The organism is Delftia sp. ASV31 (assembly GCF_016428765.1).
GTDB classification, from domain to species: Bacteria; Pseudomonadota; Gammaproteobacteria; order Burkholderiales; family Burkholderiaceae_C; genus Comamonas; species Comamonas acidovorans.
The window spans coordinates 1-11,196 of sequence record NZ_JAELTK010000129.1 but is presented as its reverse complement, the minus strand read 5'-3'; the positions used below and the strand labels follow the sequence as shown (position 1 = coordinate 11,196).

The window sequence follows — 11,196 nt, the reverse complement described above, 5'->3', positions numbered from 1 at the left end:
CGCTGTCGCTGATGTGCGGCCAGCAGGACGCGCGCACGGGCGCCTGGCCCTGCCCGGTGATTCCGTTTGCCGTCAACGTGGTGCAGTACCCCGTGCCGTCGGGCCAGCGCTGCTTCAACCTGGGCCGGGCCATCCGCCGCGCCGTGGAAAGCTTCGACGAAGACCTGAACGTGCAGATCTGGGGCACGGGCGGCATGAGCCACCAGCTGCAGGGCGCGCGCGCGGGCCTGATCAACAAGGAGTGGGACAACCGCTTCCTGGACCTGCTGATCGAGAACCCGGCCGGCCTGGCCAAGATGCCGCATATCGACTACGTGCGCGAGGCCGGCTCCGAAGGCATCGAGCTGGTGATGTGGCTGATCGCGCGCGGCGCCATGGCCGATGTGGATGGCCCCGCGCCGCTGCCCAAGGTCAACCACCGCTTCTACCATGTGCCCGCGTCCAACACGGCCGTCGGCCACCTCATCCTGGAGAACGCAGCATGAGCCGGCCTTGCGTGGTACTTCTGCCGGGCCTGCTGTGCGACGAGACGGTCTGGCACGAGCAGCAGGCGGCCCTGTCCTTTGCCGGTGTTGCCGAGTGCATTGTTCCGTCCTATGGCGCGGCGGCCACCATCGAAGACATGGCGCGCCTTGTGCTGGACTGCGTGGCGGCCGAGCGGTTTTCGCTGGCGGGCCATTCCATGGGCGGGCGCGTGGCCCTGGCCATTGCCGGCATGGCTCCCCAGCGTGTGGAGCGGCTGGCCTTGCTGGACACCGGCATGGACCCCATCGCCCCGGGCGAGGCCGGCGAGAGCGAACGCGCCAAGCGCATGGCGCTCTTGCAGATCGCCCGGCGCAGCGGCATGCGCGAGATGGGCCTGCAATGGGCGCGCGGCATGGTGCATCCCGACCGGCTTGATACGCCACTGTTTGGCGAGGTGCTCGACATGGTGGCGCGCTTCACGCCCGAGGTGTTTGCTGCGCAGATCAATGCCTTGCTGAACCGCCCCGATGCGGGCGATGTGCTCCGGCAACTGCGCTGCCCGACCCTGCTGGCCTGCGGTCGCCAGGATGCCTGGAGCCCGCTGTCACGCCATGAGCGCATGCAGGCCCTGTGCCCGGGCGCCGAGCTGGTGGTGATCGAGGACAGCGGCCACATGAGCACCATGGAGCAGCCGCAGCAGGTGTCGCGGGCACTGCTCGACTGGATGGGCCGCTGAGCGAGCGCTGCGCTCAGGCTAGGCCGGCGGATCGCCCACGGCCCGCCGGCAGGCCTGCATGAACAGCTCCAGGTCCTGCGATGCCGTGCTCAGCGCACGCGTGGCCAGCCCGATGCGCCTGCGTGTGGAAGGCAGGTCCACGGGCACGATGGACAACTGCCCGCCGTGGTCATCCTGCAGGGCCTGTCCGCGCGAGGCCAGGGCCAGCCGGCCCGTCTGCAGCACAAAGGCCAGCGTCATGGTCGGGCTGCTGGCGCGCAGGCTGGCGCGCGGCGGCTCCAGGCCCTGGCTGCGGAACAGTTGGACCATGGCGCGGTCGGCTGGCGTGCCGGGCAGGGGCGACACCCAGGGCCATTGCAGCAAGTCCTGCAGAACCAGCTGGCCGCGGTCCAGGCAGGCATGGCCGGCCGGTGCCACCACCACCAGGTCATCGTCGAACAGGTGCAGCTGGCGTACCTCATCGGAGGGCATGTCGGCGCGCAGGGCGCCGGCGATGGCGTCGATGTCGGCGCTCAGCAGGTGCTGCACCAGGCTCTCGTAGGTGCCGTCCACGATGCTGACCTCGATGTCCGGGTGGCTGGCGGCCAGGCTGTCGACCGCGCGCGGCAGGAAGATTCCCACCGACAGCGGCAGCACGCCGACCACCACGCGCCCTCGGATCTCGCCGCGCCAGGCGGAAATATCGCTGTCCATGCCGCGCACCTCGGCCAGGGCCAGCTTGACACGGCGCAGCAGCGCTTCGCCGGACGGCGTCAGCCGCGTGCCGAAGGCCAGCTTGTAGAACAGCTGCATGCCCAGACTGGTTTCCAGCCCCTGCAGCGCCGCATGCACGGCGGGCTGCGTCAGGCCCAGCCACTGCGCGGCCAGGGATTCGCTGCCGCAGTCGGCAATGGCCATGAGGGCGCGCAGCTGGCCCGCAGGCACGGTCTCGGCAAAACGCTCGGGCAGGGGAGGGCGCCTGGCCGCCAGCGTGGCGGCGGCCTGGGCGTCGGCCGCGCCGCTGCCCAGATGCTGGAGCATAGACTCGATGCGGGCGGCCAGCTGGCTGCCCAGCGGGGTCGGCATCATGCCGCGCGCCCCCCGCATGAACAGCGGCAGGCCACAGGCCTCTTCCAGTTGCAGCACCGAGCGCGCCACGGCTGGCTGAGAAAGATGCATAGCCTGGGCGGCCCGCGTGGTGCTGCCGTGGCGCACCACGCCCAGCATGGCGCGCATGGCCCGCAAATGGCCTGCCAACTCGGGAAAACGCGAGGGATTGCTGGTGGCCGGGCCGGCCCAGGGGGCAAGGTAAAGGTTCATGGAAAGGCGCTGAACGGCACGTTGGAAAACCGTGTTTTGATTGTCCCATAAGAAAAACGCATTGATGGCCGGGGCTCCGGCATTGGCCGGATCGATGCCGGCGTGGAATGCTTGGGGCCTGGATCAAGACAGCCCATCGCAGGCTGCGAATTCCGGGGAGACAAGAAACATGAACCATGAAATCGACCGGTTGCTGGCCCGCCAGGCCTGCCTGGACCTGGTGCTGCGCGCTGCTGCCTTTGCGGATGCCGGTGATGCCCAGGCCCTGGCGCAGCTGTTTGCCCAAGACGGCCAGCTGCAACGGCCCGGCGGCGAGGTGCTGGGCGGGCGCACGGCCATCGCCGCCGCGTACTCCCGGCGTCCTGCGGGCCGCATGACCCGGCATCTGGTCACCAACACTCTGGTGGAACTGCAAGGCCCGGACCGCGCCAGCGCGCGCAGCCAGGTGCTGCTGTGGTCCTGCGACGAGGCCGATGCCATCACGCCGCACGGCCGCCCGGCCCGACCGCGCCAGCTCGTTGGCGAGTTCGATGACACCTTCGGGCGCAGTCCTGAAGGCCATTGGCTGATCACGCGCCGCGTGGCGCGCTTCGTCATGTACCGGGACCTCCCGGGCGCCTGAAGAGCAGGGCGTCCAGCCGCTTTCCCGTTCCATTTCCCCGCACCCGCCACTGCAGCCCTATCCAAGGCGCAGCGTTGCGGCGTGCCGATTCCACGACGACAACGACAGGAGACATCACCATGAAGCGCATTCAAAAAAGCAGTCCCCCACCCCAGGCCAGGCGACCCCTGCGGGCTTGCCTGGCCTGTCTGGCTTCGCTCGCCGCGCTGGCGGCTGCCGACGGCGCCCAGGCCCAGGCCGGCTCATCCGTGACGCTGTACGGCCATCTGGACACCGGCATCGAGCACCTGACGAATGTGCAAGGCGGCGGATCGCTGACGCGCATGCCCGGCCTCACGGGAACGGCACCGTCGCGCTGGGGGCTGCGCGGCAGCGAGGATCTGGGCGGCGGCCTGAGCGCCGTCTTTGCGCTGGAGTCAGGCTTTGGCCCGGATTCCGGCACCTTCAACCAGGGCGGGCGGGGTTTCGGGCGCCAGGCCTGGGTGGGACTGTCCGGCGGCTGGGGCAGCGTCTCGCTGGGGCGCAACTACACCATGCTGTACTGGGCGCTGTTCGACGCCGACCTGCTGGGTCCCAACGCCTTCGGTCTGAGCAGCCTGGACAGCTACATCCCCAACACGCGTACCGACAACTCCCTGGCCTACCGGGGGCGCTTCGGCGCCTGGAGCCTGGGTGCGGCCTACAGCCTGGGACGCGATGCCGTCAACGCCGGTCCCAGCCCGGCCGGCACCAACTGCGCCGGCGAATCGGCCACGGACAGGCAGGCCTGCCGCCAGTGGTCCGCCATGCTGAAGTACGACACCGCGCCCTGGGGCTTTGCACTGGCCGTGGACGAGATGCGCGGCGGCGCCGGCGCATTTGCAGGGCTGACGCGCTCGGACCTGAAGGACCGCCGCATCATGCTCAACGGCTATGCCGCGCTGTCACCCACCATCAAGCTGGGCGCCGGCCTCATGCGCCGCGACAACGACGCGGCCCAGGCGGCCTCGGCCAGCAACGGCGCCACGCCGCGCAGCACCCTGGCCTGGGGCGGCCTGTCCTGGTCCCCCAGCGCCGCCGTCGTGGTCGATGGCCAGCTGCAGCAACTGCGCTATGCCCAGGGCGGCGACCGCTCCACCCTGCTGGCCCTGCGCGCCACCTACAAATTCTCCAAGCGCACGGCGGTCTATGCCCAGGCCGCGCGCATTGACAACGGACAGCGCCTGGCCATCTCGGTCAGCTCGGCCGCAGCCGGCGGCAGCCCGCTGGCGGGCGCGTCGCAGACCGGCCTGATGCTGGGCCTGCGCCACTCGTTCTGAAACCGAAGGCCAGGCCGGCCGCATCCAATGCGACGCATGGAGCGTGTGATCACCAGCGCGAAGAGCCGACGCGCGGGCACTTGAAAGTGCACACCACGCTCTAGATCTGTACAGCGCGGCCGATGAACTGAATGGGCCCTGTCGGGCGACCGATCGGGGAGCCACCTTCTGGCTCCAGGGTGAGCTCGAAAAGCTGATTCGGCTGCAGAGGCGGCAACTGGTCTACCGGCACTTCGATGGCTTCGCCCGGTTTGACCAGACCCAGGGACACCGGCGCTTTCCAGCCGTCGGCCTTGGTCCAGAACTGCAGGGATTTTTCCGCCGGAATGGCATCCTTGCCCAGTGGCAAAAGGCGCAGACGGCCTTCAGACTGGGCCTGGACCACCCACCCGGGGGCCTGATTCTGCGGCGCGGCCAGCACGACGAAATAGCGCGGGGCAGCCGGCGGTGATGCCTCTCGCACCACCAGCACAGCCGCTAGCAGTGCTGCAGCTGCAAAGCCGCCACCCGCCAAACCGCGCCAAAGGGCAAGGCTATCCCAGTGCCACCAGGCACCACGCTGTGCGCGGACCGCTGGCCGGGCCGGCTTGACGCTGGCCGCGATGCGCTGCCACAGCGTTGCGGAGGGCTCGATGGGGGGCGCCAGCTGAACCAGCGGCAGGAGCCGTTGCTCCCACGCCTGCACGGCCGTGCGCAACGCAGGCTCGTAGGGCAGACGGGATTCGATGGAGCGGCGCTGGGCTGCATTGAGGGTGCCCAATACGTACTCGCCGGCCTGCATCTGGAGATCGTCCGGGGAGCCGTCATCCGTCGACCCTGAGGGATTGGGGTGGGTGTCGCCGCTCATTGCATGCACTCTCTCAGGGCACGCAGTCCGCGTTGAACCCAGGCCTTGACCGTACCAAGCGGCGCCTGCACACGCGCCGCAATTTCGCTGTGGCTGCAGCCGTCCACGTAGGCGTGCAACAGGCAGGCGCGGCGCTCGGGCTCCAGCCGGTCGAGGCAATCGCCAAGACGACCCAGCGTCGCCTGCCGCTCCCATTCACTGCCGCCTTCCTTCCATGCCGAAAGTGCGGCCTGGGCGTCATGCGCTTCATGGGCAGTTTCATCCAGCACGGTTTCGCGTGCGCCATCCCGTACACGGTTGAGGGCGGCGTGCCGCACCACGCTGTAGATCCACCCTCGACCACTTCCGCGATTGCCGTTGAAGGTGGATGAGCGGTTCCAGATGGAGACAAACGCATCGTGCAGCACGTCTTCCGCAGCGGCGCGATCGCGGACGATGCGCAGTGCCACGCCGAGGAGAAAGCGCGCCTCGGCCTCATAAATCCGCTGCAAAGCATCGCGTTCGCCGCGTGCACATGCATGCAATGCTGCGTCATGGTCGAAAGCTTCGTTGTTCTGGGAGGCAGCGGGCGGCACGAAATGGAGCGAAGGGGGCGTTGCAGGAAATCCTTCGTCCAGTGTATCCGCGCCGCTGCCGGCTCTTACATGGGCTTCCAGAAGATGTAGTCGGCCTGGTACTTCACGGTGGTCTTCTGGCCCTTGTTGGCAGCCATGCAGGGCTTGTCAGCCGGCGCCACTCCGCCCTGGAGCGCCACGCGCTGGATGTAGCTCACACCCTCCAGCGCGCCGCTGCCCATGGCCGGGTTTGCCTTCACCAGCTGGTAAGGCAGATTGCCTGCGCCGGACGGCGCCACAGCCAGCTGGGTGGCGGTGAGTTTGGAACCGTCGTTGGCCTCCCAGGTTGCGGGGGGACCGTAGTAGCGGCCCACTTGTTTGCCCATGCGGTCCTTCAGCACAGCATCGGGTCCCACAAAGACCCATTCCGTCTGGCCAGGCGCGCTGGCCTTGTCGCGGCACTCGTAGGTGATGTCACCGCTGCCTACGGTTTCCCACGCGACCTTGTTCCCTGCAGGAACCTGTATGGGGGCGGGCAGCGATGCCTGGGAGAAAGTGCTGGCCGGCTTGTGCATCGAGCCACAGGCAGTGAGCAGGGCCGCTGTGGCTACAGCGAAAGAAACGGCAGCGGTGCGGGATGCGGAACGAGAGGTCAACATTGCAATTCTCCAAACGGTTTTGTGAAGGGGACTGGAGCAGCGCATTTTTTGGGCTGCTGCTGGTACTACCCGCCATCGCATCGTTTGGATGCACCCCATGCAAAAATATTTTCGAGAAATGCCAGCGCCAGACTCCATCAGACTGCGGTTGGTGACATTCTTGACCTGCAGCACCCGGGCCACCTCTCCCGAGGCGCGCGGCTCCCTGTAGGCAACGCGGCCGTTGAGCCAGGGCAGGGGAGAGAACTTGACGCCTGCTTCCCAACCATCATTGATGGAGGGCCTGAGGTTGCGATCCTGCGTGCGGCAGGCGTCGATGCCTGAGCCGATCTCAAAGATGGGCGAGCATGTCCTTTGACGGAACGAAGAAGGCAATGCCTGTCACCGCCGCCGAGAAGTCAAGGATGCGGTCGTGGAGCGGGGGCGGGCTTCCGATGAACATCCGTTCGAGCATCTGCTCGATCACCCAAAGGTGCCTGGAGTAACCGATGAAATAGGTTCCGTACTCCTTGAGTGCAGGCCTCGCGAGCTACAGACAACATCACGGACGGTTTCGCCAGATCCTCACTCCCATTTTTTCGGCATCTTCCCGGTACTCCTGGATTTTCTGCTTCAGGTACTCCTGCAGCGGCCTGCCGACCAGGGAGTAGGGGTACAGGTCGAAGTTCTCCAGAAGTGCCATGTAGCCAGGAAGGCCCATCGCCTTTTGCAAGGTGTCGGACCAGTAGCGTATTGCCGATGGAGGCGTGCCTGCCGCCATATAGAGACCCCTGACCGTCATCCAGGTCACATCGACGCCTTGCTCCGTTGCGGTCGGGATATGCGCGAGTTTTCCGGGTACGCGGTCCGATGCCAGGATGGCAAGTATCCTGATTCTTTCCCCGGCGGAAATGGCATGCTGGGCTTCGGCCGCATCGCCAGGAAATGCGACCACATGTCCTCCGGCCAGGGCGCGCAGCGCCTCTCCGCCTCCCTCGAATGCCACGAATCTCATCTCGCGTGGATCACGTCCGGCCGCACGGACCAGGCGGGCCGCCTTGATCCAGTCCTGGCTGCCCACCGTGCCTCCCGCGCCGAAAGGAATGGCCGCTGGATTGGCCCGGATCGCTCGCAACAGGTCGTCAAGCGAGCGATAGGGTGAATCGGCCCTTACCGCAACCACTCCATAGTCTGCGGCCAAGACCCCCAGCCAGTTCACCGAGGCAATGCTGTGAGGCCCGAATCTTCCTTGGGCAATATTGAGCAGCGATCCGCTGGAAAAAGCGATCAGCGTGCGTTCATCACCGAGCTGTTGGGTCGCGGCCTTGTCATACGCCAGCGCACCAATTCCCCCCGGCAGATACTGAATCAGCGTTTTCGCATCGCCGCTGCGCGAGCCATCGATCGCCTTGGCTGCCAATCGGCATGTCAGGTCAAAACCGCCGCCCAGCTTTGCCGGGGCGATGCACACGGCATTTTTGTTGACTCCCGGGTCCAGAACTTGCGTAAACGCGCTTGGCGATGTGGCCAGAACAGGAATGGCCGTCAACAGGGCTCGGCGTGTTTTGCACGCGGCATCCTGACGGGACGCAGCCAACCAGGGATTTTGCATTTGTCTCCATCCTTATTTTTTGGCAAGTGGCGCACTGTCCGTGTCTTCCCACTCAAGACTCACCAGCAACCCCCTTGCGCCGGAACCGTGCGCCAGGGTGAGCTTTCCTTTGTGTCTCTGTGCAATGATTCTTGCAATCGCAAGGCCCAGGCCGGAGCCCGAACCATCCATCGGTGATTGGCGGCCTCGTGTATAGCGGCGGCCCAGCAGAGCCAATTCGTCCTCCGGCAGCCCCGGTCCATTGTCTTCGACGGCCAGAATCCATCCGGTATCCGAACGCCGGCCCGTGATGGTTACCACGCTGCCACAAGGACAGTATTCAAGTGCATTCGATGCCAGATTCAGCACGGCCTCCTGAAGCAGCAATTCATCGCCCGTTGCAAATACTTCCTCCTCTACATTCACGCCCAGGTCGATGGAGCGCTGCCGTGCCTGGGGCAGCAAAGAGACTGCAATGCGCCGGACCAGCTCGCCCAGGTCGAAGGTCCGGAGATTCACCTCGGCCGACTCGCTCCTGCCCAGGGCCAGCAATTGCTGGGTCGTACGGGTCACGCCTGTCAGCTCTGCGTCCAGAGCGCCCAATGCATCATGGATCTGCGCGACATCATTTATCCGCTGCGCATAATCCATCTGTATGCGCAGCGTGGTCAGATGTGTGCGCAGTTGATGAGATGCGTAATCCAGAAATTCATGCTTGGAGGAAACAACAGCCTTCGTCACTTCAATCTGACGATTGACAGCCATGACCAATGGCCGCAAGTCCGATGGAAGCTCCTGCGTGCTTATCGGCGCAATATCATCGGCCCCGCGTTCCCGTACCTCTTTGGCCAGGCGGGTCACCGGCCTGAGGGCCGCGGCAACTGCAAGTGCCGTGGCGACCATCATGGAAAGGAAGACGAAACCATCACGAACAAGGGTCCGCTGAAAGAACTTGTCAATGAATTGCTGGCGCGATTGCTTGCTTTCAGCCACCTGCACCGTGACCGTGTCGGCGGAGCTGCCGACAGGCTTTGCCGACAGATCTCTCATCAGCGCTGCCACCCTGACGGGTTCGCCAAAATAGAAGCCGTCGTAGAAAATGGGATTCTTTGACAGCGATGTCGGAGGCGGCGGCATGTCGGCGCTTCCCAATTCCACCAGATTGTCCGAAGTGGCAACCCGAAAATACACCTGGCCGCTCGCCGTGAGCTCAAAAAGATCGAATATGGAATAGGGGAGTTCAACCGAAAGTCCCCCTGAAGCGGTCGATATGTTTGAATCTATCGAGCGAAGTGCGCCCAGCAGCGATCTGTCATAGGCAGCGTTGGCCGAATCGATGGCATCCTGCCGCGTCAGATAAAGCTCCACGGATGTCACGGCGCCAAGAATCGGCACCAGAACCAAACCCAGTCTCTGCCATAAGGTCAGCTTAGAAAGAAGGCTTGGGAGCATCTATTTCCAAGGCGTAGCCAAGTCCTCTCAACGTGACGACGCTGACGCCACTGCCTTCCAGCTTTTTGCGCAGTCTGTGAATGAAGACCTCGGCCGCCTCCAGATGGACATCAGACTCTTCTGGGAAGACGCGCTCGATGATCTGCTTTTTTGTGAACGGCTCACCAGAGCGCTGGATAAGCACACGAAGTACCGAATACTCGCGTTTCGAGAGTGGGACAGGCGCGCCATGCAGCATGAATTGCTTGGTGACACCGTCCAGGACCAGCGGGCCGCAAGCGAGCCTTGGGTGATCGCTCCCCCTGGCGCGGCGCACCAGCGCGTGCAATCTTGCCTCAAGCTCGGCCAGGGCAAAGGGTTTGGCCAGGAAGTCGTCCGCGCCCGCATTGAGCGCACGAACACGCTCGTCAACCGAGTTGCGCGCCGTAAGAATCAGCGCGGGCAGACGCTGGTCCCGTGCCCGCAGCCTCTCCAGGACGACATCACCGCTGAGGTCAGGCAGGCCCAGATCGAGAACGGCAGCGTCGTAGTCCTCGGTGGCCAGCCGCCGATCGGCAAGCTTGCCGTTGTCCACCCATTCCACCTGAATTCCCACTTGGGTCAACGCCTTGGACAGCCATGTGCCAAGGGCATGCTCATCTTCGGCAAGCAGGATTCGCATCGGGAAAAACAGGGTTTCTGACGGCCTCCGGGCACATCAGTCGGCTTTGATCTGCGCCTTGGCAATGACTTGCTTCCAGCGCGCCTGCTCGCGGGCGATGAATTCGGCAAACTGTGCCGGGGTATCGCCAATGACTTCGGCGGCGTCTGCATGCAGACGTTCGACCGAGGACGGAGCCCGAACTGCCTTGCTGGTTTCGGCAGCCAGCATGTCGATCTCACTGGAGGAAAAATTGGCCGGGGCGAGCATGCCATACCACTGCGTCATCTCGAAGCCGGGGAAACCCTGTTCCGCGACGGTCGGCACGTCGGGCAGTTGGGGAATGCGCTTGCTTGAACCCGTGGCGATGCAACGCAGCTTGCCGGACTTGATAAACGGGATCACGGCCGCGGCCCCGATCGCCGAAGCGCCCACGCGGCCGGACAGCAGGTCCGTCATCATCGGGCCGGTACCCCGATACGGGACGTGCAGCATGGAGAACCCGGAAGTCAGCTTCAGATATTCAAACGCCAGATGACCCGCACTTCCATTACCGGCAGAGCCGTAGCTGAGGCTTTCCGGATTGGCCTTGGCATATTCAATCAGTTCCTTGATGTTTTTCACCGGAACCTTGGGATTAACGACATAAAGACTCGGTACTTTGGCCAGCAAACTGATTGGCTTGAAGTCCTTTTCCACGTTGTAGGGGAGCTTTGCGAAAATATAAGGATTCACGGCCAGGGTGCCGATATGGCCGAGAATGACGGTGTGGTGATCCTCGGCACGGGCGACTTCAGACATCGCAATATTGCCCGCTGCGCCAGGCTTGTTGTCCACGTAGACACTCTGGCCGATCGTCTTCGTCATCTCGGCTGCCGTGGAGCGTGCAACTATTTCAGAACTGCCGCCAGGGGCAAACGGCACAACAAATCTTATTGATTTATTCGGCCATTTCTGGGCGAGGGCAGGGGTGGCAATCTGTCTCTTATACACATCTAAAAGGGGGGGGGGGGGGGGGGGGGGGGGGGGGGGGGGGGGGGGGGGGGGGGGGGGG

The 11,196-nt window shown here is 64.7% G+C and carries 11 protein-coding genes and 2 pseudogenes; 4 read left to right on the top strand and 9 right to left on the bottom strand.

Features of this window, described 5'->3' with window-relative positions; all coding sequences use genetic code 11:
• Together JHD82_RS27310 and JHD82_RS27305 are read left to right on the top strand one after the other, a co-directional pair.
• Positions 1-485: pseudogene (locus JHD82_RS27310) on the top strand (protocatechuate 3,4-dioxygenase); the annotation flags it as partial.
• A complete protein-coding gene (locus JHD82_RS27305; RefSeq protein WP_199139918.1) occupies positions 482-1,201 on the top strand; it encodes an alpha/beta fold hydrolase in 720 nt (239 codons plus the stop codon). The pseudogene JHD82_RS27310 and the gene JHD82_RS27305, both read left to right, overlap by 4 nt.
• 18 nt (positions 1,202-1,219) lie before the next feature.
• Here the strand turns inward: JHD82_RS27305 and JHD82_RS27300 are convergent, their stop codons facing one another.
• Complete coding sequence (locus tag JHD82_RS27300) at positions 1,220-2,500, bottom strand: LysR family transcriptional regulator (RefSeq protein ID WP_199139916.1); 1,281 nt, start codon at positions 2,498-2,500, stop codon at positions 1,220-1,222.
• A 169-nt stretch (positions 2,501-2,669) separates the two neighbouring features.
• Here JHD82_RS27300 and JHD82_RS27295 point away from each other — a divergent pair, with 169 nt between their 5' ends.
• Positions 2,670-3,122, top strand: coding sequence for a nuclear transport factor 2 family protein (locus tag JHD82_RS27295; RefSeq protein ID WP_199139914.1), 453 nt, complete (start codon positions 2,670-2,672; stop codon positions 3,120-3,122).
• Between the two features lie 119 nt (positions 3,123-3,241).
• Positions 3,242-4,420: a porin gene (locus JHD82_RS27290; RefSeq protein WP_199139912.1), complete on the top strand. Its 1,179-nt coding sequence runs from the start codon at positions 3,242-3,244 to the stop codon at positions 4,418-4,420.
• A 100-nt stretch (positions 4,421-4,520) separates the two neighbouring features.
• Here the strand turns inward: JHD82_RS27290 and JHD82_RS27285 are convergent, their stop codons facing one another.
• The 8 genes and pseudogenes from JHD82_RS27285 to JHD82_RS27250 form a co-directional block, all read right to left on the bottom strand.
• Complete coding sequence (locus JHD82_RS27285) at positions 4,521-5,267, bottom strand: anti-sigma factor domain-containing protein (protein WP_012205633.1); 747 nt, start codon at positions 5,265-5,267, stop codon at positions 4,521-4,523.
• A complete protein-coding gene (locus tag JHD82_RS27280) occupies positions 5,264-5,842 on the bottom strand; it encodes a sigma-70 family RNA polymerase sigma factor (RefSeq protein ID WP_199139910.1) in 579 nt (192 codons plus the stop codon). Before JHD82_RS27280 ends, JHD82_RS27285 begins: the two co-directional genes overlap by 4 nt.
• Positions 5,843-5,907: 65 nt before the next feature.
• Positions 5,908-6,480 (bottom strand): DUF3455 domain-containing protein, encoded by a 573-nt coding sequence (locus JHD82_RS27275; RefSeq protein ID WP_199139920.1) that lies wholly within the window; start codon positions 6,478-6,480, stop codon positions 5,908-5,910.
• 331 nt (positions 6,481-6,811) lie between these two features.
• Positions 6,812-7,003: pseudogene (locus JHD82_RS27270) on the bottom strand (peroxidase); the annotation flags it as partial.
• A gap of 18 nt (positions 7,004-7,021) precedes the next feature.
• Positions 7,022-8,071 carry a tripartite tricarboxylate transporter substrate binding protein gene (locus tag JHD82_RS27265; RefSeq protein ID WP_199139908.1) on the bottom strand — a complete coding sequence of 350 codons (1,050 nt, stop codon included), beginning with the start codon at positions 8,069-8,071 and terminating at the stop codon, positions 7,022-7,024.
• Positions 8,072-8,083: 12 nt separating this feature from the next.
• Positions 8,084-9,502 carry a sensor histidine kinase gene (locus JHD82_RS27260; protein ID WP_199139906.1) on the bottom strand — a complete coding sequence of 473 codons (1,419 nt, stop codon included), beginning with the start codon at positions 9,500-9,502 and terminating at the stop codon, positions 8,084-8,086.
• A complete protein-coding gene (locus JHD82_RS27255; protein ID WP_199139904.1) occupies positions 9,480-10,163 on the bottom strand; it encodes a response regulator in 684 nt (227 codons plus the stop codon). Before JHD82_RS27255 ends, JHD82_RS27260 begins: the two co-directional genes overlap by 23 nt.
• A gap of 36 nt (positions 10,164-10,199) precedes the next feature.
• Entirely contained in the window at positions 10,200-11,135 is a 936-nt protein-coding gene (locus JHD82_RS27250; RefSeq protein ID WP_374191669.1) for a Bug family tripartite tricarboxylate transporter substrate binding protein, read from the bottom strand.
• Positions 11,136-11,196 lie beyond the last annotated feature (61 nt).

What these genes read in the sequence shown, in the direction of transcription:
- JHD82_RS27305 (WP_199139918.1), top strand. Translation starts at nt 482, where the DNA reads ATGAGCCGGCCTTGCGTGGTACTTCTGCCGGGCCTGCTGTGCGACGAG.
- JHD82_RS27295 (WP_199139914.1), top strand. Translation starts at nt 2,670, where the DNA reads ATGAACCATGAAATCGACCGGTTGCTGGCCCGCCAGGCCTGCCTGGAC.
- JHD82_RS27300 (WP_199139916.1), bottom strand. Translation starts at nt 2,500, where the DNA reads ATGAACCTTTACCTTGCCCCCTGGGCCGGCCCGGCCACCAGCAATCCC.
- JHD82_RS27265 (WP_199139908.1), bottom strand. Translation starts at nt 8,071, where the DNA reads ATGCAAAATCCCTGGTTGGCTGCGTCCCGTCAGGATGCCGCGTGCAAA.
- JHD82_RS27255 (WP_199139904.1), bottom strand. Translation starts at nt 10,163, where the DNA reads ATGCGAATCCTGCTTGCCGAAGATGAGCATGCCCTTGGCACATGGCTG.
- JHD82_RS27285 (WP_012205633.1), bottom strand. Translation starts at nt 5,267, where the DNA reads ATGAGCGGCGACACCCACCCCAATCCCTCAGGGTCGACGGATGACGGC.
- JHD82_RS27275 (WP_199139920.1), bottom strand. Translation starts at nt 6,480, where the DNA reads ATGTTGACCTCTCGTTCCGCATCCCGCACCGCTGCCGTTTCTTTCGCT.
- JHD82_RS27260 (WP_199139906.1), bottom strand. Translation starts at nt 9,502, where the DNA reads ATGCTCCCAAGCCTTCTTTCTAAGCTGACCTTATGGCAGAGACTGGGT.
- JHD82_RS27290 (WP_199139912.1), top strand. Translation starts at nt 3,242, where the DNA reads ATGAAGCGCATTCAAAAAAGCAGTCCCCCACCCCAGGCCAGGCGACCC.